Here is a 23,140-nt window from a genome sequence, read left to right as displayed (position 1 = left end):
TGATGATCGAGTACGGGCGGGCGGGATTTCAGCGGCCGGCACGCAGCCGGATGTCCTGGGTCCAGGCGTTGGAGCGTCCAGAAGGGGTGGCCTTGCACGCGGTGGCGTAGCAGCGCCAGAACCAGTTGCCGTTCTTCCGCCGCCGGATCTCGATCTCCGCGCCCCGGCACCGGCCGCACTTCGGCGGGCGGGCGAAGATCTCCGCGTGCTCGTGCGCGAGCAGCTTGCGGGCGAAGTACGCGCCGCGCATCGCCACCATCACCTCCCGGGTCCAGCTCTGGGACAGGGCGTTCAGGCTGCCGAGCAGGACGGTCCGCTCGTCGAAGACCGCGATCTTCTGGTGCATGACGTTCATCGGGATCACGGCGTCTGCCACGGTGCGCAGATCCGCGATCAGCGCCTGGCTCGCGGGCTTGCGCTGCAGCTGGTCCGTGTCGTCGCGGATGAAGACGGTGATCCGTACGCCCCGGTCGGCTGCAGCGGCCAGGGCGGGCAGGAGGGAGCGGAGCCGCTTCGCGACCCACGGCGCCCAGAGCCACAGCGAGTGGCGTGCCTGAAGGATCTCCTCCGTGAAGGTGTCGTAGAAGGTCGTCTCGTCGTGGACGTCGGTCACCTCCACGTGTCGGCCCAACACCTCCGCCAGGGCCGTGCCGAACTCACCGCGGAACGGGACCGGGGCCTTCGGCGGAGCGATCAGGTGCTTGGCCTTCAGGACCCGGACGCCCGGGGATCCGATCAGCGCAGCGAGCCGGGCCAGGGCCGTTCCGGGCTTGGCGTTCCTGACGCGAGCCCCGCCGGCGACGACGTACAGCCGGGCCTTCGTCCGGGTCACCGCCACGTTGAACAGGCGGACGCCGTTGCGGTGCCAGGCATCGGCCCCCGGCTGTCGGTGGGCGAGGGCCATCCACAGCTCACGGCTGTCCCCACTCCCCTCCACCGTGTCGAAGACGACGACGTCGAACTCTCGTCCCTGGAACCGGTGGGCCGTACCGACCTCCGCGAGCGGGCGCCCCGCGCCTTCCACGTCGCGCAGTGCCTCCAGGGTGGCCTCGGCCTGGACTCCGTACGGCGTGACGATGCCTGCCTCTTCACCCTGTTCTCGGTGGAGTTCCACCAGAGCCCGGGCGATGAGGGAGCCGGCGGGCCACCATCCCTTGCGGCTGCCGGTCAGGTGGGCGCGGGCCAGCTCGTGCAGGCCGTCGGTGTCGATGAGGACGATCTCGGGATCGTTGTCCGGTCGCTCCCGCAGCACCTGGGGGCCGCCCGTGAGGACACCGCCGTACGCGAGGTCGTTGGCCAGGCGCATGACGGCGGGGCCGAAACGGTGCTGTTCGGTGAGCGTGACGCAGGACGGGTGAGCCTGGGCATCGGAGGGTTCATGGATGCCGCAATGCTGGAAGACGTCCGGATGCAGCCACCGCTTGATGTCGGGGCGGTCGTTGTTGCCGAGGGCCGGCGGGATCACCGGTCCCAGCTGCATGAAGTCCCCGAGCAGGACGGCCGCCCGGTCCGCCTTTCCGGTGGCGAGCAGGACCTCGGGGAGGGTCGCGGCCCCCGCCTCGTCGACGAGGACTACGTCGTAAGGCCCCTCGAAGACCGTTCGGTTGGTGCGGAACCGGGCCAGTGTGGTGGCGACCAGCTTGGCGGACTTGATGATCTCGCCCTGGGCGTTGCGGGCGAGCCGTTCGTACTGCTCCTGCGCCTGCTGGTACTGCTTCTCCAGTTCCGGGCGGCGGGCGTGGTCGGCCGCCACGGCGGGACGCAGTCGTTCGGCCCGGTCGTGCTGGGCCGGCCAGCCCCGTCCGGCGGCGTGTTCGGTCAGGTCACGGGCCTGCCGGGAGCGGGCGGCGGTCTCGGAGGCGCGGACCGCCTCCCGTTCGAGGGCGAACGCCTCATGCTGCGCCTGCTCGCTCTCGGCCACGAGGGACACGGCGTCGGCTTCGAGCCGGGAGATCTGGTCCCGGGTGAGCGGGATGGTCTCGGCCAATGCGTTGATGCGTGCACCGATGCGGGCGATGTGCGCGGTCGCGGTGGCGCGGGCCTCCCGGGCTGCCACCCTGGCGTCCGTGGCGGCTGTCCGGGCGTCTGCCAGTTCGTCCTGGAGGGCGGTGATCGTGTCGCGCTGTCGCCACTTGGCGACAGCACCCTTCGCCTCGAGGTCTTTCAGCCTCAGTTGCAAGGCGCGGCGGTGGTCGTCCGCGAGCAGGGCGTCGGCTTCGCTGTTCCCAGCCGCTTCCTGCACACGGGTGATCTCCTCCGCGAGGTCGTCGACTTCGCGCCACCGGTCCTTCGCGGCGTCGACGGCCTTCTGACGTCCGTGCGCCGTTCCGATGGCCTCCCCGAGGTGAGCCAGGTGCTGGACGGCCTGGCCGAGCCGCTGCTCCGCCTCCGTCACCCGGGCTTGTGTCGCTGCCACGTCTTGTCCGGGCGTCTGCAGGAGCTTCAGCGCCGCGAAGTACGACGGGGCGTCGAATCCCGCAAGGCTGCTCTCCCAAGCTGCCAACTGCCGGGCTCGTTCCCCGATCGCGACGAGTTCGGCCTCGAGTGCCGTGCGCCGGGCAGCTGCCTCTGTGAGACGGGTCTGGACCATCAAGGGCAGGGATACGGACGGGTCCTCGGCCACCTCCCGCAGGTGAGGAGGTCCCACCCGGACGATGTCGCCGGACTCGTGGCGCTTCTCGCGCACCACCCCCAGCAGGGCATTGTCCACGGCGATATTGGTCGCCGATACCAGCAGCACACGCCGGCCCTGGGCGATGAGGTCACCGATGGCACGCTTGAGGACGGTGGTCTTCCCCGTGCCCGGAGGCCCCCACACCAGGTGGACGCCCTCGCCGAGGCAGGCCCGGTAGGCGTCCGCCTGGGTGGGATGGAAGCCCGGTGGGTCGACGGCGTGGGCCGAGAGGCCACCGATCGTGCCGGTCGCGAGAGCAGTGGCGAGGGGATGCTCGCCCAGTCCCGCGATGCCGTCACGCAGGGCCTCGATCAGGAACGTGGGCGGCTGCTTGAGCATCCACAGGTGTGGGTCGGTGATCTCGGTGAACTCCGGTACCCGCACCGTGAGAAGGGAGCCGTTCTGCGCGGTTTCGGAGACGGCGAAGCCTTTGGTCTCGATGCCGTCATCGTCCGGTCCGGCCAGCCTCAAGGAGTCCAGCTGCTCCGGTCCGATGTCGGAGCCCCGTAGATCGACCACGTATCGACCGGGCTCACTGCTCCGGGCTGCCCTGCCGACACACTGCCAGCGTGGCTGCCTGCCGACGCCGCCCTCGACGGCGATCCACTCGCCGAGCGCCGAGGCGATCTCCTCGCGCCATCCCACCTACCGTCCCCCGATCTGCCCGGTACGGTCGCCGGCCCGCTGCTGCGCCGCACCCTACCCACCTGGTGGTTGTTACATACAGTGAACGCGAGATGGCAGGTTGACTCAACGCGGTCGGAAGCCGACCAGTCGGTGGGATCCGGCCAATTGCTGTCCTTGACCCAAGGTGCGCGCTGTGCGGGAGAACGGCCTGCGATGCGTCAACGTCAACGTCAGCGTCACCGGGCCCCGGAAGCGCCCGGCGCGTATGGGCCCCTTCGCCCCCATGCGGGCAGCCCCGGACATCGCGCCTCACCGTCGACGAGGCCAGGGTCACCCGGGAGCAGGCAGCGCTCCGGCTCCCGTAGCTTCAGACGCGGATGAGAGGAGAGCGGATGCGCGCGAAGCGCTACGACCAATGCGTGCTCGTGCTGATCGAGGTACGGGGCGGGCAGCGTGACTGGGACAGGGCGGAGGGAGAGTTCGAAGGCCAGGGCTGGTCCGTTGTCAGCTCGTTCGCTCGCGGTGACGGAGCGTCAGTCGGTGTGCTGAGGGCGGACTCCTCGTCCCGGCTGTTCTCCGTCGAGGTGCGGTTCTTCGGAGCCCGCAACCGTCGTACCGGGCGGGCCGCGGGCTGGCGTGTGGAAAGCCTTGCGCGGGCCACCGGGCTGGAGATGTACGCCCGGCGGTGCGAGCCGATGGACCGGGACCGGGAGCAGCTGACCACCTGGCAAGCGCACACACTGGCGCACCGGCCGCCGCGCGTGCCCGTACCGGGTCAGCGGACGCCGTTGGGGAGGCTGCGTCGCGCGGCCGTGCTCGCGGGCGCACGGTTTGCTGAGAGCCGCGGCCACCACGACACCGGCATGGTGGTCACGGGCACGGCGTCGGAAGCCCGCCGACTCTCCCGTATGGACCGGCTGAGTGGTTCCGCCCCCGAAGCCGTCACCGACGTGCGGTCGCCTTCCGGCCGGGAGCGCGGCCACATCGTGCCGCGCCGCGCGGAGGACCTTCGCCGCAGGACGAACCGCCTCGTGGCCTGGTTGCTGATCATGGTCTTCTGTGCGGTGGTCGCCCGGCAGGCGAGTGGTGTACGGACGTGGATCTGGGCGGGCGCGGCGGTGGTGTGCTTCCTGGCGGGAGCCCGGTTGGCACGCGACATGTTCGCGTCCGGAGGCCGTGTGTGGAGCCTCGTGCTGTGGAGTGCGGTGGCGGCCTTCCTTCTTGCCGCGGCTCTCGGCGCGGACATGGGGGACAGCCGGGGCTGGACCCCGGTACAGATGCTGACGGTCTTCGCCGTCCTGACGACAGCCTGGGGGATCTGGGTTCTGGTCCGCCAATGGACGTGGACTGACTGGATCACCTGCGTGGCGCCCCTTGCCTTCGCCGTCGTCGCGTCCGCCGTAGTGTCGTCCGGATCGGTGCTGCACGCGATGTACGCGGACACCCTCGACCTGACGCCCGAGGACCTCGACGTGCCCGCAATCTGGCAGGCCGTCTCGGCGGTGAAACTGCTGAGCTTCTTCAGCTTCGCCCTGTTCGTGCCAGCACTGTGGGGCATCGCGAAACACGTGCACGCGCCGTTCGTCAGTCCCAGCGAGCGGCTCAACGTCCTTCTGTACGTGACAGCCCAGGCGGCTGCGGCGGTCCTGTGCCTGCTGGGGGCGCTGGACTCGGTGGGTGATGCGGTGAAGGGCCTCCGTGCGGCGGCGGCCCGGCAGGCAGAGCTGCCCTCCTACTTCGGGGTGGAGCCGGAATGGATGTGCGTGGAGCCGACTGTCCCCGCGGCGAAGCTCAGCACCCGGGGCGGTGTCCTGAATCCCGGGCGCCCGTATGTCTCTTTCGGGGAGGCCGGGGGGACCGCCTCGCTGTGGGACGAGCCGGCGGGCAAGGCGGTCCAGGTGCCGGCCGAGCAGGTACGCCTTGTACCGGCGGCCGACGGGAGGGTCCGGTGCACGTTCTCGTACGAGAGCCTTCCGAAGGGGGACTGAGCCTTGCCGGGGCCGTTCGCGGAGTTCCGAGAAGTTGGTCCCGTCCTCGGTCTCGCAGAGGCTCCATGCGCTGATCCGTAGCCCGTGAGGGCGGTGGCGGACATCGTCACGTGCTTGCACATCTGTTGATTGACGCGCGTCCGGGCCAAGGGCATCGACGACGTCCGACACGCGGCCCGGTCGGGGACCGCACGACTGCGTTCCGCGTCGCGAATCAGCCAAGTACTTTCGTCCGCTCCGTCCGCTGCGGGACAATGACCGCGATGAGCGTCACGACCACCGGCCCGGAACCACGACCGGACGCCTACAGCCCTTTCGCGCACCTAACCGTACAGAACACTGGCCTCTACCGGCAGGTGATGCGGGCCTTCGTCGTCGCCAGGGAACGCTGAGCCGTCCATCTGCGTCCGGAGGACGTGCACGCCGCCCTGCCGGCCGAGGCGCGACCCGCTGAGTTGGACGTCGTGGTCAGGTGCTGGACAGCCTCGTCGGCTGGGGGAATTTGCACGCCGCTCCCGATACCGCGCGGGTCACCGCTGTCGGGGACTTCTACCGGAAGCGTTTCATCTACCAGCTCACCCGGGCTGGGGAAGCCGCCGAGGAGGCGCTCGGCGTCTACGACGAGGCGTTCGGGCGGCGCGGCGCGCTGCAGGCCGTCGCCCTGCACGACATCGTGACCCAGCTGCGGGCTGTCCTCGTGCTGGCTTCACGATACTGGGGAGGCTTGCGCATCGCCTCCGCGCTGCTGCGCCGCGTCCCGTGGCTGCCTGGCGCTATATGGCGACGGATGACTACCGTGCCGCGGCCCTCACCCATCGGGCGGCCCACCCCTAACCGGACGACCGGCCGAAGCCCCCTGGGCTCCGTGTCTGCCCGACGCGCTTGAGGAACTGGGCGTCCGCATCGAGGAGGAGACAGTCCTTGACGTACTGCTGTCCGACCTGGCCTGATGACAGTGCAGACGATGGTCAGGCAGCCAGGCCGTGACGCTCATCTGACGCTCGCCCACCGTACCGGAGCTACTCGCGGGGCGCTGACCAGCAGTTTCCTTGAGTGGCTACTCAGTCCACGCCGTCCCGATGACGCACCACATGGAGTGCGTGGCGATCCTGGAGCCGCTCGCGAAGGGCGCCTGACCCCCCCGCTCCCTCGCCCGCCGTCGGATTCCCCGAACCGGGAGTCCGCGGCGGGCTTTTCGTCGGCCCGGTGGGAGCGAGTGCGTCAGCCGCAGTTCAGGGTCTTCAGGGTTTCCGTCATGTACGTGCGCATGAACGCCTCTACGTGTGGCCGCAGGTCCGGGTTCTTCTTGTAGGCCCGCTTCGCCTGCACCGTGAGGGTGAAGTGGTCGCCGCCCGCCGTCTTGCACGGGGCGGTGGCCGTGGCGCCGTCGTTGCCGAGTACGGAGTCCTCGAAGCCGAGGTCCACCCGGGCCGGTTCCGTCAGCTCGATGACCGACACCTCGCGGGACTGTGCCAGCAGGTCCCCCGGTGGGCCCTTGTGGAAGGCGAAGCGGAAGCCGAGTGCGCGTTCGCCGTCCACGGACAGTACGCAGGGCGCCGTTCGCGCCTCCTGGCGGTCCACCCTGCTGCCCTCGACGACCTTGCCGCGCGGCTGCAACAGGGGGCCGGACAGGTCCGGGGAGACGGGAGTGCCGCAGATCGTCTCCGGGAGGGCTTCGTCGGCGGTGCCGCAGGCCACCAGGGACAGCAGCAGAGCGGCACCCGCGGTGGCCGCGGTCAGGGCGCGCCTCATGCGGCGGCTCCGCTCTCCGGCGGGGCGACGGCCTTGGCGCGGTCCTCGCCGGCGCCGGAAGCCTCGTCGATCCTCGCCTCGTATTCGAAACGGCCGGCGCCCGTGTCGTGCTGCTTCTCCCACTCGTCGACCAGCGCCATCAGCTGGGCGTTGCGCTTCTCGAACGCGCTGTACGTCTTGTCCGTGAACTCCTGGTCGATGTGCTTCTGCTCGTCCGCCAGCCACTTGTCGACCACGTAGTCGAAGCCGGCCTGGACCTCCGCGTCGTACGCGGGCAGGTAGCCGATCGCCGTGTCGAACATCCACTTCTCGTCCCAGGCGGCCGTCTCGGCCGGTCCCACCGCGGCGGTGCGGGCCTCCTCCAGGAAGCCCACCGTGCGCCCGGCCCGCAGCAGGGACTCCTCCGGGTGCTTCTGGCCCGCCTCGTGGATGTCGGCGACCATGGCCTGGTTGATCCCGTAGTTCAGGTTTCCGTAGGCCTCCTGGTCCTTGGAGACCTGCTTGATGACCTCGTACATGTCGTTCTGCGGCACCGGCAGGGAGCGCATGTCCACGCTGCTGGTGACCTCGTGCACCGTGTCGGCGTGGTTGACGAGGACGCTCGCCATCGGCTCGCGCAGCGATTCGGGGAGGTCGTCGCCGGCCTTCGCGAACTGGTCGATCGCGTTCTTGAAGACGGCCTTGTTGTCCGCGGTGTGCTCGACGAACTTCGGGTTGTCGGAGGACGGGTCGATGCCCGTGGCGCCGGCCTGCAGCGCGGCGCCGAAGCCCGCCCGGTCGTCCTTGTCGAGTGCGGCGGAGTAGTGGACGGAGTTGCCGTGCTCGTTGGCCTCCAGCACCACCTCCCAGTTGCGCTCCATGAGGTGCTTCATCCGGTCCTCGTCCTTGAGGTAGGACGCCGACGCCTCCGGGTTGTGGCTCATCACGCCGAGCAGGCCGTCCATCGGGTCGTTGGCGAACCAGCCGGTCCGCTCCCCGCTGTACTCGCCGCCCTTCATGACCCAGATGTCGTCCCGGTCCTTCTCCGCCTTCATGATGTCGTCGCCCATGTCGTGCAGGAACTGCTTCGAGTAGTCCCCGCCGCCCTGGCTCATCAGCGTGACCAGCGACTGGTAGCCGTACGTCTTCTCCAGCCGCAGGTCGGTGAAGGAGGTGTTGCGGCGCTCGAGGCCCTCCTTCTGCATGTCGGCCCGGAACTTCTTGTAGACCTCGGACTTCGGGTCCTTCGTCGCCGAGGCGAGCGTGGCCCCCAGGCCCTTCTGCAGATCCGTGTAGTCCGCCTTGTTCGCGGGGTTCTTGACGTGGATCTGGTCGTTGAGCCGGTTCGTCAGCTCGATCGTGCCCTTCGCGCCCAGCCCGTTGATGAACACCTGGCTGAACTCCGGCTTGCCCGAGTTGTCGCGGAAGGACCGCTGGAGCTCCGCCATCTCGGGCGCCGGGATCTTCTCGCCCGCCGCCAGACGGGTCGCGATGTCCTCCGCGTTCCGCGCCTCGTACACCTCGACGTCGCCCTGCGCCGTGCCGTTGAAGCCCGTGCCGAAGGTGGTGTCGTTCTTCTCGCCGTAGCCGTCCGCGCAGGCCGCCTCCAGCGCGATCTTCACGCCCTGGTCGGCGTCGTCCAGGGCTTTGACCGCGCTTTCTATGTGCTGCGACCAGGAGTTCTCGACGCTCTTCAGGTCCGGGTCGTGCCGGGCGGCGTTGGCCGTGCCCGCGTCCGCCTTGGAGAAGTCGAAGGTGCAGCGGCCCTGGTCGGACACCTTCATGCCGGCCTTCACCGCGTCGTCGCGGGCGGACTCGACCTTCTTCTTCAGGTCGGTGAACTGCTCGTGCGCGTCACGCAGCAGGCCGGCGATCGCCTTCGCCTGGGTCTGCGCGGCCGAGTACTCGTAGCGGGTGCCGGCGAAGTTGGTCTGGGCCGCGCCCAGGCTCACACCCGTCCAGGCCTGGCCCCCCATGGTGATCTTCTGGACGCTGTCCCGGTAGCGGTCCTCGATCTTCTTGAACTCCCCGGCCATGTCGTCCCACTTGCCGGCAGCCGTGGTGAGGTGTCCGAAGTCGGTCGTCATGACCTGGTGGTATGTCAGCATCGCCGTTGTCCGCCGCCTAGATTCCGTCTAGATTCCGTGCAGTTTCGAGTCCGCGGACGGCTTCAGGATGCCGAAGCCGTCGCCCGTCGCGATGTCGTTGCGCAGGAACAGGTTCGAGGTCCCGCGCAGCGCGGTCTTCTCCGAGGCCAGCCGGCCCATCAATCCGGTCACCTGCCGGTCCCAGGTCGTCTGGACCTTCTTCAGTCCGGCCGCCGTGCTCCACTCGTCGAAGGCCTTGACCGCGCCGGTCGAAGCCTCGTCCGCGTGCTCCGCGGCCTTCTTGGTGCTCGGCTCCAGGTCGTTTTCGATGGTGTTCGCCGCGGCCTTCTTCTCCGCGGGCGACGAGCCGAAGTCCCCGGTGCCGGGGAGCAGCGGGCCGGGCGGCGGTCCCGAGTTCAGCCGCATCGCCGCCTGGTCCGCCGCGGTGGACCTCGCCCTGCCCCAGTCCTCTTCGAACCCCATGGTCGTCCGTCTCCCCGTCGCCGTCACCGATCAGCACGCCCGTTCGACGCTATCAGGGTCGGGGGGCGCCGCCCGATTCCTCCCGCCTGCCCTTCTACAGTGGTGATCGACGTTCGGGGGATGGAGATGGGAATGGCCGAACAGCCCGTGTTTCTGCCGGGTGAGGGACTGAGCGCCCTGGAGCCTGCCGCCTTCGATACCGAGGTCGAGTTCCAGGCGCTGCTGGCCCGCCACCCCCGGATCCTGGACTTCGGTTCGCTCGCTGACGGCCGGCCCCTTCGGCTCTTTCTCGTGGCGCGCGAGATGAAGGTCCCCACCGGCAGCGAGAGCGGCTCCACGTACTGGCTGGACCACTTGTTCGTGGACGCGGACGGTGTGCCGACCCTGGTGGAGGTCAAGAGGGCGGCCGACAACCGCATACGACGGGAAGTCGTGGGCCAGATGCTCGACTACGCGGCCAACGGGGCGCGCTACTGGCCCGCGGCGTTGAACTGAGGGCCATCGTCGAGTTCCTGAACCGTCAGTTGCGGCAGACGGATGTCTATGCCGTCGAGCTGACCCAGTACCGGGGCAGCGGTGATCACCGTGTGCTCGTCCCGAGGGTCCCGTCTGGACGCTGTCGCTGCGCGAGGATCCGGACGAGGACGACCTCGCCTTCAGCTTCGGGTGGATCACCCACCACCTGGGACGCGACGTCCGCCTTCGCGGACGCCCTGCCGGTGGTCTCGCTGGCGGCACTCTCCGCCCGGCCCGCCGCGCTGCGGCAGGTACTCGCGGCCATCGAGCACCTGATGGGCGAAGGCAGCGCCCGCGGAGCAGTGGTTCCGGGATCGAGCTAGCGGGCCACGGGGAGGCCCGTGGGTTCCTTGATGCGTTTCATGATGATCTGGGAGTTGACCTCGGTCACCCCGGACAGGGCCGTCAGTTTTTCGATCCACAGGCGTTCGTACGCGCGCAGGTCCGCCACCGCGATGCGCAGGAGGCAGCCCGGGCTGCCGAAGAGGCGGTAGGCCTCGATGACATCGGGGATGTCCTGGAGGGCCGCCTCGAAGGCCTCGACCGCTTCGCGGTCGCGGCGGACCTCCACCGAGACGAGCACCTCGAAGCCGCGGCCCACCGCCTCGGGGGAGATCACGGCGCGGTAGCCCTGGATCACCCCGTCCTGTTCGAGCTGGCGCACGCGGCGCATGCAGGGGGACGGGGTGAGTCCGACCCGCTGGGCCAGTTCCTGGTTGCTCAGGCGGCCGTCCGCCTGGAGCTCGCGCAAGATTTCGCGGTCGATTGAATCCATGGCGCAATTATCGCGTAGTCATTGTTACAGCAGCGGTCAAAGAAGCAATCGCATTGCGCGTAGATCTCTCTATCATTGCCGTTTCGGTACATACGTGCGAGTGAGAGGTGGCCGCGGCCATGGGGCGGATCGTCGTCATCAGCACCGGCGGAACGATAGCCAGCCGTTGGCAGGGCTCCGGATTCGCGGCGGACGCCGACGGCAGCGAGGTCATGGCCACCGCGCCGCTGCCCGAGGGCATCACCGTCGAGGTGGTGGACCTGTTCAGCGTGAACAGCCCGCGGCTCACCACCGCCCACCAGCTCACCCTGCTGCGCACCGTGCACGAGGTGCTCGCCGACCCCGGTGTCGACGGCATCGTCGTCACCCACGGCACGGACACCCTGGAGGAGTCGGCGTTCCTCGTCGACCTGCACCACCACGACGCGCGCTCCGTGGTCTTCACCGGTTCGCAGCGGCCCATGGGCACCGCGGATGGGGACGGTCCGGAGAACCTGTACGACGCGCTGCTCACCGCCGCCACCACGCGCGGGCTGGGCGTGCTGATCGCGTTCGCGGGGCGGGTGCATGCCGCGCGGGGCACGGTGAAGACGCAGGCGGTGGCGCTGGACGCGTTCGCCGACCCCTCGAAGGAACTGCTCGGGAAGATCGGCTTCGGCAAGGTCACCATGCTGCGCACCCCGCAGCGGCCCGCGCCGCTGGCGCTGCCGGCCATGCCGGAGCTGCCGCCGCGCGTGGACGTGGTGGTGCACCACGCCGACGGCGACGCGGTGCTGCTGAACGCGGCCGTGGCGGCCGGGGCGCGCGGTGTCGTCCTCGTCGGGACGGGCGCGGGCAACGCGACGCCGGAGATCGTGGACGCGGTCAAGGCCGCAGCCGGGCGCGGGGTGCTGGTCGCGCTGACCACGCGGGTCATGGCCGGGCCGGTCACCGAGATCTACACGCACGGCGGGGCCGTGGACCTGGTGGCGGCGGGTGCGGTGCCGACGGGGACGCTGCGGGCCGGGCAGGCGCGGATCGCCGTGCTGTCCGCGTTGCTCGCCTCCGGCGAGGTCGATGAGCGGGTTCGGGTGCTGCGTGAGGTGCTGGGGGCGCCGGGGGCGGTGCTGGTCGGGGCGTAGCCGCCGCCCTGCGGGCCGGCTGCCGGGGCTCCGCCCCGGGCCCCGCGCCTCAATCGCCGGCGGGGCTCAAAGATTCGGGGCTCCGCCCCGGACCCCGCGCCTCAAACGCCGGCGGGGCTCAAAGATTCGGGGCTCCGCCCCGGGCCCCGCGCCTCAAACGCCGGCGGGGCTGAAGATCGGGGCTCCGCGCCTCAATCGCCGGCGGGGCTCAAAGCATTCTCACGCCCCGAACGCCGCCAGGAGTTGGTCCGCCGCCGAGGTCGGGGTGACCGTGCCCGCGCGGACCGAGGCTTCCAGGCCGGGGGCCAGGGAGCGGACGGCCGGGTTGGCGCGCAGGCGGTCCAGGAGTTCGTCGCGGACCATCGACCAGGTCCACTCCACCTGCTGGGCCGCCCGCTTCGCCGCCAGGCGGCCGTTCGCGTCCAGCAGCCGGCGGTGCTGTTCGAGGCGGTTCCAGATCTCGTCGAGGCCCGCCGACTCCCGGGCGCTGCACGTCAGCACCGGCGGGGTCCATGCCGCGTCCGCCGGGTGCATCAGCCGCAGCGCGCCCGACAGTTCGCGGGCGGCTGCCTTCGCGTCGCGCTCGTGCGGGCCGTCCGCCTTGTTGACGGCCAGCACGTCGGCCAGTTCCAGGACGCCCTTCTTGATGCCCTGCAGCTGGTCGCCCGTACGGGCCAGCGACAGCAGGAGGAAGGAGTCGACCATGCCCGCGACCGTGGTCTCGGACTGGCCGACGCCGACCGTCTCGACGAGGACCACGTCGTAGCCCGCCGCCTCCATGACGATCATCGACTCGCGGGTGGCCTTCGCGACGCCGCCCAGGGTCCCGGCGGACGGCGAGGGGCGGACGAACGCCGCCGGGTCCACGGCGAGCCGCTCCATCCGCGTCTTGTCGCCGAGGATGGAGCCGCCCGTCCGCTTGGACGACGGGTCGACGGCGAGGACCGCCACCTGGTGGCCCAGCCCCGTCAGCATCGTGCCGAACGCGTCGATGAAGGTGGACTTGCCCACCCCCGGCACCCCGCTGATCCCGATCCGGCGCGCCTTCCCCGCATGGGGGAGGAGCTCCGTCAACAACGCCTGCGCCAGCGCCCGGTGGGCGGGCAGGGTGGACTCGACGAGGGTGATCGCCCGCGCGATGTACGCGCGCTTCCCGTCGAGCACGCCCTTCGCGTACGCCTCGATGTCGATCTTCGGCACCGGCGGCCGCCTACAGCTCGTGGCCCAGGTCCGCGGCCAGCCGCGTCACCAGGTCGTGGGCCGCGTCCGGGATCACCGTTCCCGGCGGGAACACCGCCGTCGCGCCCATTTCCAGCAGCGTCGGCACATCGGCCGGCGGGATGACCCCGCCCACGACGATCATGATGTCCTCGCGGCCCTCCTCCGCCAACTGCTCGCGCAGCGCCGGTACGAGGGTCAGGTGGCCGGCCGCGAGGGAGGAGACGCCCACGACGTGGACGTCGGCCTCGACGGCCTGGCGGGCCACCTCCGCCGGAGTCTGGAACAGCGGGCCGACGTCCACGTCGAAGCCCAGGTCGGCGAAGGCCGTCGCGATCACCTTCTGGCCGCGGTCGTGCCCGTCCTGGCCCATCTTGGCGACCAGGATGCGCGGACGGCGGCCTTCCGCCTCCTCGAACCGGTCGACGAGGGCACGGGTGCGCTCCACGGACGGGGACTCGCCTGCTTCGGTGCGGTACACACCCGAGATCGTACGGATCTGGCTCGCGTGCCGCCCGTACACCTTCTCCAGTGCGTCCGAGATCTCACCCACCGTGGCCTTGGCGCGCGCCGCGTTCACCGCCAGGGCGAGCAGGTTGCCCTCCAGCCCCTGGCCCGCCGAGCCCTGCTCCGCCGCGTGCGTCAGCGCCCGCAGCGCGTCCTGGGTGACCGCCTCGTCGCGCTCCTCGCGCAGCCGCCGCAGCTTGGCGATCTGCTGGGTGCGCACCGAGGAGTTGTCGACCTTCAGGACGTCGATCGCCTCGTCGTTCTCCACGCGGTACTTGTTCACGCCGATCACCGGCTGCCGGCCCGAGTCGATCCGCGCCTGCGTACGCGCCGCGGCCTCCTCGACGCGCAGCTTCGGGATGCCCGCGTCGATGGCCTGCGCCATGCCGCCGGCCGCCTCGACCTCCTCGATGTGCTGCCAGGCCCGGCGCGCCAGGTCGTACGTCAGCTTCTCCACGTACGCGCTGCCGCCCCACGGGTCGATCGACCGGCAGGTCCCCGACTCCTGCTGGAGCAGCAGCTGGGTGTTGCGGGCGATGCGCGCCGAGAAGTCCGTCGGCAGCGCGAGCGCCTCGTCGAGGGCGTTGGTGTGCAGCGACTGGGTGTGGCCCTGGGTCGCGGCCATCGCCTCGATGCAGGTGCGGGTGACGTTGTTGAAGACGTCCTGGGCCGTGAGGGACCAGCCCGAGGTCTGCGAATGGGTGCGCAGCGAAAGCGACTTGGCGTTCTGCGGGTCGAACTGCTTGACCAGGCGCGCCCACAGCAGACGGGCCGCGCGCAGCTTCGCGACCTCCATGAAGAAGTTCATGCCGATCGCCCAGAAGAAGGACAGGCGCGGCGCGAACGCGTCCACGTTCAGCCCGACGGCCTGGCCGGCCCGCAGGTACTCCACGCCGTCGGCGAGGGTGTACGCGAGCTCCAGGTCGGCCGTGGCTCCGGCCTCCTGGATGTGGTAGCCGGAGATGGAGATCGAGTTGTACCGGGGCATCTTCTGCGAGGTGAAGGAGAAGATGTCGGAGATGATCCGCATCGAGGGCTTGGGCGGGTAGATGTAGGTGTTGCGGACCATGAACTCCTTGAGGATGTCGTTCTGGATGGTCCCGGCGAGCTTGTCGGGGGAGACGCCCTGCTCCTCCGCCGCCACGATGTAGAGGGCGAGGACCGGCAGCACCGCGCCGTTCATCGTCATCGACACCGACATCTTGTCCAGCGGGATCCCGTCGAACAGCTGCCGCATGTCGTAGATCGAATCGATCGCCACGCCCGCCATGCCGACGTCGCCGGTCACCCGAGGGTGGTCGCTGTCGTAGCCGCGGTGCGTCGGCAGGTCGAAGGCGACCGACAGGCCCTTCTGGCCGGAGGCGAGGTTGCGCCGGTAGAAGGCGTTGGACTCCTCGGCCGTGGAGAAGCCGGCGTACTGCCGGATCGTCCAGGGCTGGTTGACGTACATCGTCGGGTACGGGCCGCGCAGGTACGGGGCCACGCCCGGGTACGTCTCGAGGAAGTCCAGGCCCTCCACGTCGCGGCCGGTGTACAGCGGCTTGACGCCGATGCCCTCGGGGGTCTCCCACAGCAGGTCCGCGGCCGCGGTGCCGGTGGACTCCTTCACCGAGGCGCGCCACTGGTCCTCGGAGATCCCGGCGGCGGCGGTGGGGCCGAGCGCCAGCTCGGAGAAATCGGGGATGCTCAAGACGGCACTCCCATCCGGTCGAGTACGGAGGACAGCACGGCGACGGCGTCACAGCCGGCGAAGACGTACTCGTCCACGGAAGCCCCTGCGGTGCCGGGCTTGCCGGCGAGGAACACGGTCGTGGCGCCCGCCGAGCGCAGCGCCGCGGCCACCGCCTCGGCGTGCTCCTCGTACAGCGTGTCACTGGAGCAGAGCACGGCCATGCCGTCCGCCCCGCTCGCGGCGTAGGCCTCGGCGGCCGTCGCCGCGTCGACCGACACGGGGTCGTGGACCGGTTCGACGCCGCCCGCCTGGAAGAGGTTCGAGGCGAAGGTGGCCCGTGCGGTGTGCGCGGCCGCCGGGCCCAGGGCGGCGAGGAAGATCCGCGGCCGGGCGCCGGTCGCGGCCAGGTGCGCGTCGCTGCGGGCGCGCAGGGCCTCGTACGCCTCGTCGCGCCGGACGCGCGGCAGGCCGCCGGCGGGCGCGGGCGGAGCGCTCTCGCGGACGACGGGCTTCTCGGACAGCAGCGGGAACTCGCTGACACCGGTGATCGGTTCGCGGCGCTTGGCCAGCTTCTTCGAGCGGGCGGCCCAGGTGGCGGCGAGCCGCTCGGCGACCAGCCCGGAGCGCAGGGCGGCGGCCTGGCCGCCGGCCTTCTCCAGGGTCTGGAAGAACTCCCAGGCCGCGTGCGCGAGTTCGTCCGTGAGCCGCTCGACGTAGTACGAGCCGCCGGCCGGGTCGATCACGCGGGCCAGGTGGGACTCCTCCAGCAGGATCGTGGAGGTGTTGCGGGCGATCCGGCGCGCGAAGGCGTCCGGCAGGCCCAGTTCGTGGTCGAAGGGGAGCACGGTGACGGCGTCCGCTCCGCCCACGCCCGCGGCCATGCAGGCCACGGTGGTGCGCAGCATGTTCACCCACGGGTCGCGGCGGGTCATCATCACCGGCGAGGTCACCGCGTGCTGGAACTGGGCGCCGGCCGCCGGGGCCCCCGAGGCCTCGGCGACGCGGGACCACAGCCGGCGCGCGGCGCGCAGCTTGGCGATGGTGAGGAACTGGTCGGCGGTGGCCGCGTAGCGGAACTCCAGCTGGCCGAGGGCCGCTTCGGTGCTCAGGCCGGCCTCGGTGAGGGCCCGCAGGTACGAGACACCGGTGGCCAGCGACAGCGCCAGCTCCTCGGCGGCGCTGCCGCCGGCCTCGTGGTAGGGCAGGGCGTCGACGGTCAGGGCGCGGACGCCGGGCCAGCCGGCGGCGGCCTCCAGGGCCAGCTCCACGGCGCCGGCCGGGTCCAGGGCCTCACCCGTACGGGCCTCGTGGCCCAGCGGGTCGGCGCCGAAGGAGGCGCGTGCGGCCTCGGGGGAGACGCCGCGCTCGGCGTACAGGGCCAGCAGCGTACGGGCGGCCTCGGCGTAGTCGGCTCCGGCGTCCAGGACGACCGGGGCCAGGTCGAGGTAGACCCCGTCCAGCGCGCGGTCGAGGCCGCCGGCCGGGATTCCGGCGCGGCCCGTGGTCACCCAGAGGGAGGTGACCCCGTTCTCCAGGTCGGCGAGGGCCGCTTCGTTCAGACGGGCCGGGTCGGTGCCCACCAGGCGCTGGCGCACGTCCCAGCCGTTCGCGGTGGTGCCCTCCGGCCTGCCGCCCCGTACGAAGGGGGCGAATCCGGGGAAGCCGGTGTCGGCAGCCGACCTGTCGGGCGGTGCGGTGTACAGCGGGCGGGTGGTGAGCCCGTCCTCGAGCTGGGTGGACAACGCTTCTTCAGCGGCCTCGCCGGAGGCTTCCTTGCCCGACTTGCGCAGTACGCCCTCTACAAGGCGCTGCCACTGCTCATGTGTCGCGACAGGGAACTCGGCGGCCAGGGAGAGCCCGTCGTCAGGCAGGACCGTCATGGCCTCGAATGTAGGGGAGGACGCTCAAGCGGCACTATACCGACGGGTGTGATCTCGCCCTCTCATTTGAGCGGCCGGGATCATCGAACACCCGGCTGAGCAGCACTGTTGCGGCCGCCTCCGGGAGGACGGCCGGTCCGGCGTGCGGGACCACGATCCGCTCGGGGTCGTCGCAGACGTGCGAGAGGGCCGTCGCGGCGGTGCGGATCTCCTCGAGGCAACCCTCGTCGAGGACGCTCGACAGCTCGGTCACGACCATGATCGCCGGATTGAAGACATCCAACAGAAGGGCCGCCGCGCGGCCCACGGCGCGGGCGCGCTCGCGCAGCAGCCGGTCGGCGCGCGGGTCGCCGGTGGCGGCCGCGTCCACCAGCAGGGTGACGGACGGATCCGGCACGATCCCCCGGCGCACGGCCTCGGCGACCAGCGCGGTGTCGGACGCGGTCGCCTGGAGGCAGCCCGTACGTCCGCACGCGCAGGGGGCCGCCGACCCGGGCACCGGCAGGTGGGCCACGTCCCCGGCGGCCGAGCCCGGGCCCTGGTGCACGGTCCCCCTATGCCGAAGGCGGCGTCGACGACGTTGCCGATGAACAGGTGCACCAGACTGCCGCGGGCCTCCGGCCGGCCGAACAGGATCTCGGCCCGGGCGACGGCCCGGGCGTGGTTGTCGACGCGCACCGGCAGCCCGAGCGCGGCCGACAGCTCGGCGCCGAGCGGGGACCGTACCCCGGCCGCCCCGGGCCAGGCCCCGGCCGCCCCGGGCCAGGCCCCGGCCGCCCCGGGCCAGGCCCCGGCCGGCACGGGCGAGGACCCCGTCGGGGCCGGCCCGGCCCGTGCCCCGGCCGGCGAAGCCCCGACCGAGGCCGGCCCCGACCCCGTCGGCAAGGCCCCAGCAGTCGCCCGTACTAAGGCCGCCGCGCTGGCCGTCGTACGGGTCCTGAAGTCCGTCGCCGTGCGGACCGCCGCGATCCTCGCCCTGATCGCCCTCTGGGAGATCGCCCCGCGCGCCGGCCTGGTCGACGCCACCTTCCTGCCGCCCATCAGCGAAGTCGCCGTCGCCTGGTGGGAGCTGGCCGGGGACGGACAGCTCGCCGACCACACCCAGGCCAGTCTGATCCGCTCCTTCGGCGGCTTCGGCATCGCCGTGGCCCTCGCCGTCCCGCTGGGCCTGCTGATCGGCTGGTACCGGCCCCTCGCCGACTTCCTCGGGCCGCTGCTGGAGGTCTTCCGCAACACCGCCGCCCTCGCGCTGCTCCCGGTCTTCGTCCTGCTCCTCGGCATCGGCGAGACCTCGAAGGTGTCGATCGTCGTCTACGCCTGCCTCTGGCCCGTCCTGCTCAACACCATCAGCGCCGTCCGCAACGCCGACCCCACCCTGATCCGGCTCGCCCGGTCGATGGACCTCTCCACGCCCCGCCTGTTCCAGAAGGTGATCCTTCCGGCCTCCGTACCGGCGATCTTCACCGGGATCCGGCTCGCCGGAGCCGTCTCCATCCTCGTCCTCGTCGCCGCCGAGATGATCGGCGCGAAGGCGGGCCTGGGCTACCTGATCAACGCCTCGCAGTTCAACTTCGCGATCCCGCAGATGTACGCGGGCATCATCACGATCTCCGCGATCGGCGTCGCCTTCAACCAGCTGCTGGTGACGGTCGAACGCCGGCTCAGCCTCTGGCGCGTCCCCGCCTGACGCCCCCGGCGCGGGCGGCGCGGGCCGCGCGGGCCGCGCGGGCGGCGCACCCGAGCGTGGCCCGCCCGCTCCGCGTCCGCGTCCTCAGCCCAGCCCCCGCCGATCACACACCACCCCCCGCGAGGCCGCAGGTCTCGCCACAGAACCCGGGAACAGTCATGACCGCACCCCGCACCCTCCACCTCAACGCCTTCCTCATGAACGCCGGACACCACGACGCCGCCTGGCGCCACCCGGACAGCACCCCCGAACGCGTCACCAACCTGCGCTACTTCCAGGACCTGGCCCGCACCCCCGAGCGCGGCCTGCTCGACTCGATCTTCTTCGCCGACGGGGTCGCCCTGTGGGGCAAGGCCCGCTACAACGCCGTCGGCGGTTTCGAACCCCTGACGCTGCTCTCCGCGATCGCGGCCGTCACCGAGCACATCGGACTCATCGCCACCGTCTCCACCACCTTCAACGAGCCCTACAACCTGGCCCGGAAGTTCGCCTCCCTCGACCACATCAGCGGCGGCCGCGCCGGCTGGAACATCGTCACCTCCGGCACCGTCGACGAGGCCCGCAACTTCAGCCGCGACGAGCACTTGGCGCACAACCTCCGCTACGACCGGGCCCGCGAGTTCCTCGAGGTGGCCACCAAGCTCTGGGACAGCTGGGAGGACGACGCGATCGTCCTCGACAAGGAGCGCGGCATCTACGCCGACACCGACAAGCTGCACCCCGCCGCCCACCGCGGCGAGTACTTCGGCGTCGCCGGACCGCTCAACGTCCCGCGCTCGCCCCAGGGCCACCCGCTCCTGGTGCAGGCCGGATCCTCCGAGGACGGCAAGGAGTTCAGCAGCTCACCGACCTCCAGGTGCCCGAGTACGGCCTCGCCCAGCTCTCCGGCATGTTGAAGGTCGACCTGACCGGGCTGCCCCTCGACGGCCCGCTGCCCGACCTGCCCGAAGAGCGGCACATCAACGGCAACAAGAGCCGCTTCACCCTCGTCGCCGAGCTCGCCCGCCGTGACGGCCTCACCCTGCGCGAGCTGATCGCCCGCCTCGGCGCCGGCCGCGGCCACCGCACCTTCGCGGGCACCCCCGAGCAGATCGCCGACCAGCTCCAGGAGTGGTTCACGCAGGGCGCCGCCGACGGCTTCAACATCATGGCGCCCGTCCTGCCCACCGGCCTGACCGACTTCGTCGACCAGGTCGTGCCGATCCTCCAGCGGCGCGGGCTCTTCCGTACGGAGTACTCCGGCCGGACCCTGCGCGAGAACTACGGCCTGCCGCGTCCCGCCAACCGCTACGCCGGCGCGAGCTCAGGCGCGAGCGCGAGCGCGAGCACAAGCGCGGGCGCGGGCGCCGACCCGCGCGGCCCGGTCGGCGGCTGACCGGCCGCCCCGTCCGGGCGCGGAGGCGGAGACGGGGCGGTTGTGGTGCGGGGGCGGTCCGAGGGGGCCGCCCCCGCGCGTCGTCGGACGGTCACACCGTCAGCACGATCTTGCCGCGGGTCCGGCCCGAGGCACTCAGCTCCCACGCCTTGGCGGCCTCCGCGAGCGGCAGCGCATGCTCGACGTTGACCGTCAGCCGGCCGCTGTCCGCGAGGACGGCGAGGAAGGTCAGGTCGGAGGTGTCGGGACGTACCCACAGCTGGTGCGCGCCCTTGGCCGCCGCCTCGTAGTCGGCGATGGACACCACCCGGTCGCGCTCCTTGACCAGCGACTGCAGCAGCTCGACGGCGCCGTCACCGTAGAAGTCGAGGCCCGCGTCGATGCCTTCGGGCGCCAGCTCGCGGATGCGGTCGGCCAGCCCGTCCCCGTACAGGACCGGCTCGGCGCCGAGGGAGCGCAGGTAGTCGTGGTTGTGCGCGCCGGCCGTGCCGATGACGCGCAGGCCGAGGGCGACCGCGATCTGCACGCCGAGGGAGCCGGTGCCCCCGGCCGCGGAGTGGATCACGACGGTCTCGCCGGCCTCGACGTTCACGCGGCGCAGCGACTGGTAGGCGGTGAGCCCGGCCAGCGGGATGCCCGCGGCCTGTTCGAACGTCAGCTCGCGGGGTTTGGGGGCGAGGGTCCGGACGGGGGCGGTGACCAGTTCGGCGTAGGTGCCGAGCTCGGTCCACTCCTTGCGGACGTATCCGTAGACCTCGTCGCCGACGGCGTAGTCGAAGGTGTCCGGGCCGACCGCCTCGACGATGCCGGCGACGTCCCAGCCGGGTATGACGGGGAAGCGGACTTCGAGGATCGGGTCGAGGTATCCGGCGGCGAGCTTCCAGTCCACCGGGTTGACCCCGGCGGCCTTGACGCGGACGAGCACCTCGCCCGGTCCGACCTTGGGATCCGGTGCGTCAACGAGGGTGAGATCGGCGGCGGTTCCGTATGCGCTGTAGCTGATGGCCTTCATGATCACCGCCAACGGGGCGCGGCCGGCCGCTATTCCCGGCTGTTCCCGGAGGCTCGGCGGCCCCGGCTGTTTCCGGCCAGGTCTCAGGCGGGCAGCGTGTTGCGGTGCGAACGCCGCCGCGCAGCGCTGAACAGGGCCTGGATCTGCGCCCCCGACTGCTCCACGTCGTCCAGCGGCGAGGGGAAGGGCAGCCGTACATCGCGGTGGCCGCTGCGCTCCTCGAGCCGCAGGGTGATCCCGTACCGGTCCATGGCGACGGGCAGTGCGCGCAGCACCGAGGCGGTGGGCAGCGGCTGGACCAGGCGCAGCAGCAGGGTGACCAGATCCGGGTGGTCGTCGAGGAGGTGCGTGAGCATGCCGGCCTCGTAGGGGGCCAGCGGGTCGGGGCCGGCCGCGTCCAGCTCTTCGAGCCCGATGTAGGAGAGGCCGTCCGCCGTCTCCAGGACGGCCTGTCCGAACTCCATGCAGGTGCTCTCGTTGCCGAGGTCGGTGCTGTCGCCGACGTACGGGGTGAGCAGGCGGCCGACGATGGTCACCCGGGCCCGCACCCGGTCGCGCACCGGGGTCGGGGCGACGTCGGTGAACTCCAGCCGGATCGCGGCCCGGTGCTCGGATTCGCCGCCCGGTTCGGCCGGATGCAGGTGCAGGCGGCCCATCGGGTCGCCACCGTCGAGGTGGCGGACCTCGGAGCGCAGCCCGTCGGTGACCGCGGTCATGGAGTGGGCGGCGGCCAGGATCGACCGCACCCGCTCGGCGTCGGTGGGCCGGGCGGGTGCGGCGGCAGGGGCACCGGACATGCGCATCTGGATCTCTCCATCATCCCGAGAACTTAGGTATGCCTAACCTAACCTATTTCGTTCGTCGGGGGTAGTCGGCCCGCGCCGGTCTGGTTCGTGTCGGTGTTGGGCTGAACGGGTGAAACGCGAGAGGATGGCGGGATGCACATGAAGCGCGTGGCCGAGGCGGCCCGGTGAGCAGGTACGACGTCACCGACGAACAGTGGGAGGGGCTCGCGCAGGTGGTCCCCCTGCGCAGCCGCAACGAATGGCCCTCGCGGGTGGACCACCGCACGATCCCCAAGGCGCCCGGGGCGTCGGCGGCGGAGCAGCGGCGCTTCGTGGTGATCCGGGTTCAGATCTTCGCGGACGCGCGGGAGGTGGCGGAGTACCTGATCGCGCAGATCCCGGTGCTGCTGGACCTGTCCGGGGCCGACAGCGAAGTGGCCAAGCGGATCCTGGACTTCAGCAGCGGTGTGGTCTTCGGGCTGGGCAGCGGGATGCACCGGGTGGACCGGAACGTCTTCCTGCTGGCGCCGGTCGGGACCGAGGTCGAGGGGATCGCGGCCGCGGCCGTCCCCCGATCGTAGGAAGGTCGTCGCGAGGTAACGGTTCGCCGGGCCCGTGCGGGGTCCGGCGGCCCGTACCGTCCGCCGCATGGACACCACCCTCCCCACACCCCGCCCAACCCCCACACCCCTGGCCCCCCAGCCGCCTGGCGCACCCGCCGGCCCGCAGCCCAGCCCACCCCCCGCGGCCCGGCCTGCCGCGCTTGCCGCAGGGCAGTCCGCCGCACTTCGAGCAGAGCTCCCCGCCCCGCTCGACGCCGGCCCTTCGGCCGCGCTTGACGCCGGGTCTCCGGGCGCCGTTGCCGGTGGGGCTCCGGGCCTGTTCGGTGGCGCTCCCGCCGCGCGTCCCGCGGTCGTCCCTGCTCAGTTGCCCGCAGGGCCTTCCGGCACGTTCGACGCCGAGGTTCCGGGCCCGCTTGACGCGGGGCAGCCTGTCGCGCTG

18 protein-coding genes and 2 pseudogenes are annotated in these 23,140 nt (G+C 71.4%); 9 read left to right on the top strand and 11 right to left on the bottom strand.

From position 1 onward, the window contains the following. Positions 1–28: 28 nt before the first annotated feature. Complete coding sequence (locus ACFWP3_RS11690) at positions 29–3,319, bottom strand: AAA domain-containing protein (RefSeq protein ID WP_384219012.1); 3,291 nt, start codon at positions 3,317–3,319, stop codon at positions 29–31. A 374-nt stretch (positions 3,320–3,693) separates the two neighbouring features. Here ACFWP3_RS11690 and ACFWP3_RS11685 point away from each other — a divergent pair, with 374 nt between their 5' ends. The 4 genes from ACFWP3_RS11685 to ACFWP3_RS11670 all read left to right on the top strand — a co-directional run bounded on the left by ACFWP3_RS11685 (position 3,694) and on the right by ACFWP3_RS11670 (position 6,239). Beyond that, the gene (locus ACFWP3_RS11685; protein ID WP_384219009.1) at positions 3,694–5,289 is read left to right on the top strand and encodes an NnrS multi-domain protein; all 1,596 of its coding nucleotides are present in this window, start codon (positions 3,694–3,696) and stop codon (positions 5,287–5,289) included. A gap of 263 nt (positions 5,290–5,552) precedes the next feature. Then, positions 5,553–5,681: a hypothetical protein gene (locus tag ACFWP3_RS11680; RefSeq protein WP_384219006.1), complete on the top strand. Its 129-nt coding sequence runs from the start codon at positions 5,553–5,555 to the stop codon at positions 5,679–5,681. A gap of 80 nt (positions 5,682–5,761) precedes the next feature. Further along, a complete protein-coding gene (locus ACFWP3_RS11675) occupies positions 5,762–6,175 on the top strand; it encodes a DUF2397 family protein (protein ID WP_384219004.1) in 414 nt (137 codons plus the stop codon). After that, positions 6,159–6,239 (top strand): hypothetical protein, encoded by an 81-nt coding sequence (locus ACFWP3_RS11670; protein WP_384219061.1) that lies wholly within the window; start codon positions 6,159–6,161, stop codon positions 6,237–6,239. The genes ACFWP3_RS11675 and ACFWP3_RS11670 overlap by 17 nt, the downstream gene beginning before the upstream one ends. 271 nt (positions 6,240–6,510) lie before the next feature. Here ACFWP3_RS11670 and ACFWP3_RS11665 read toward each other — a convergent pair whose 3' ends face one another. Genes ACFWP3_RS11665 through ACFWP3_RS11655 form a run of 3 tightly spaced genes read right to left on the bottom strand, consistent with a single transcriptional unit; the run spans position 6,511 to position 9,590 of the window. After that, on the bottom strand, positions 6,511–7,041 hold the full coding sequence (locus ACFWP3_RS11665) for a hypothetical protein (protein WP_384219002.1): 531 nt from the start codon (positions 7,039–7,041) through the stop codon (positions 6,511–6,513). Continuing rightward, positions 7,038–9,107, bottom strand: coding sequence for a hypothetical protein (locus ACFWP3_RS11660; protein ID WP_384218999.1), 2,070 nt, complete (start codon positions 9,105–9,107; stop codon positions 7,038–7,040). Before ACFWP3_RS11660 ends, ACFWP3_RS11665 begins: the two co-directional genes overlap by 4 nt. A gap of 48 nt (positions 9,108–9,155) precedes the next feature. Further along, positions 9,156–9,590, bottom strand: a complete 435-nt coding sequence (locus ACFWP3_RS11655; RefSeq protein ID WP_384218997.1) for a hypothetical protein — start codon at positions 9,588–9,590, stop codon at positions 9,156–9,158. Positions 9,591–9,722: 132 nt separating this feature from the next. Between ACFWP3_RS11655 and ACFWP3_RS11650 the strand changes: the two genes are divergently transcribed. Then, positions 9,723–10,085 (top strand): hypothetical protein, encoded by a 363-nt coding sequence (locus ACFWP3_RS11650; protein ID WP_384218994.1) that lies wholly within the window; start codon positions 9,723–9,725, stop codon positions 10,083–10,085. Positions 10,086–10,425: 340 nt separating this feature from the next. On the opposite strand, the gene ACFWP3_RS11645 is transcribed toward ACFWP3_RS11650, so the two are convergent. Continuing rightward, positions 10,426–10,881 carry an Lrp/AsnC family transcriptional regulator gene (locus ACFWP3_RS11645; protein ID WP_384218992.1) on the bottom strand — a complete coding sequence of 152 codons (456 nt, stop codon included), beginning with the start codon at positions 10,879–10,881 and terminating at the stop codon, positions 10,426–10,428. A 119-nt stretch (positions 10,882–11,000) separates the two neighbouring features. Here ACFWP3_RS11645 and ACFWP3_RS11640 point away from each other — a divergent pair, with 119 nt between their 5' ends. Then, entirely contained in the window at positions 11,001–12,002 is a 1,002-nt protein-coding gene (locus ACFWP3_RS11640) for an asparaginase (RefSeq protein ID WP_384218990.1), read from the top strand. A 219-nt stretch (positions 12,003–12,221) separates the two neighbouring features. Here ACFWP3_RS11640 and meaB read toward each other — a convergent pair whose 3' ends face one another. The 4 genes and pseudogenes from meaB to ACFWP3_RS11620 all read right to left on the bottom strand — a co-directional run. Further along, positions 12,222–13,202: a methylmalonyl Co-A mutase-associated GTPase MeaB gene (meaB, locus tag ACFWP3_RS11635; protein WP_384218988.1), complete on the bottom strand. Its 981-nt coding sequence runs from the start codon at positions 13,200–13,202 to the stop codon at positions 12,222–12,224. Between the two features lie 10 nt (positions 13,203–13,212). Continuing rightward, positions 13,213–15,417, bottom strand: a complete 2,205-nt coding sequence (scpA, locus tag ACFWP3_RS11630) for a methylmalonyl-CoA mutase (protein WP_384218985.1) — start codon at positions 15,415–15,417, stop codon at positions 13,213–13,215. Continuing rightward, positions 15,414–17,279, bottom strand: coding sequence for a methylmalonyl-CoA mutase family protein (locus tag ACFWP3_RS11625; protein WP_384218983.1), 1,866 nt, complete (start codon positions 17,277–17,279; stop codon positions 15,414–15,416). The genes scpA and ACFWP3_RS11625 overlap by 4 nt, the downstream gene beginning before the upstream one ends. Before the next feature lie 34 nt (positions 17,280–17,313). After that, positions 17,314–17,996, bottom strand: a pseudogene (locus ACFWP3_RS11620) (ROK family protein); the annotation flags it as partial. Here ACFWP3_RS11620 and ACFWP3_RS11615 point away from each other — a divergent pair. Together ACFWP3_RS11615 and ACFWP3_RS11610 are read left to right on the top strand one after the other, a co-directional pair. Then, entirely contained in the window at positions 17,944–18,966 is a 1,023-nt protein-coding gene (locus ACFWP3_RS11615; protein ID WP_384218980.1) for an ABC transporter permease, read from the top strand. The pseudogene ACFWP3_RS11620 and the gene ACFWP3_RS11615 sit on opposite strands and share 53 nt — an antisense overlap. A 158-nt stretch (positions 18,967–19,124) precedes the next feature. After that, positions 19,125–20,341: pseudogene (locus tag ACFWP3_RS11610) on the top strand (LLM class flavin-dependent oxidoreductase). Between the two features lie 91 nt (positions 20,342–20,432). Here ACFWP3_RS11610 and ACFWP3_RS11605 read toward each other — a convergent pair. Together ACFWP3_RS11605 and ACFWP3_RS11600 are read right to left on the bottom strand one after the other, a co-directional pair. After that, complete coding sequence (locus ACFWP3_RS11605) at positions 20,433–21,353, bottom strand: NADP-dependent oxidoreductase (RefSeq protein WP_384218978.1); 921 nt, start codon at positions 21,351–21,353, stop codon at positions 20,433–20,435. Between the two features lie 83 nt (positions 21,354–21,436). Beyond that, positions 21,437–22,156, bottom strand: coding sequence for a DUF2470 domain-containing protein (locus tag ACFWP3_RS11600; protein WP_384218975.1), 720 nt, complete (start codon positions 22,154–22,156; stop codon positions 21,437–21,439). A gap of 167 nt (positions 22,157–22,323) precedes the next feature. On the opposite strand from ACFWP3_RS11600, the gene ACFWP3_RS11595 reads away from it, so the two are divergent. Further along, positions 22,324–22,719: a cell division protein SepF gene (locus tag ACFWP3_RS11595; protein WP_384218973.1), complete on the top strand. Its 396-nt coding sequence runs from the start codon at positions 22,324–22,326 to the stop codon at positions 22,717–22,719. The last annotated feature ends 421 nt before the right edge of the window (positions 22,720–23,140 follow it).

The sequence above is a fragment of the Streptomyces sp. NPDC058525 genome, from assembly GCF_042719495.1.
Lineage (GTDB): Bacteria > Actinomycetota > Actinomycetes > Streptomycetales > Streptomycetaceae > Streptomyces.
The sequence above is the reverse complement of the archived record's forward strand: the minus strand, read 5'-3'. Positions and strand labels throughout refer to the sequence as shown.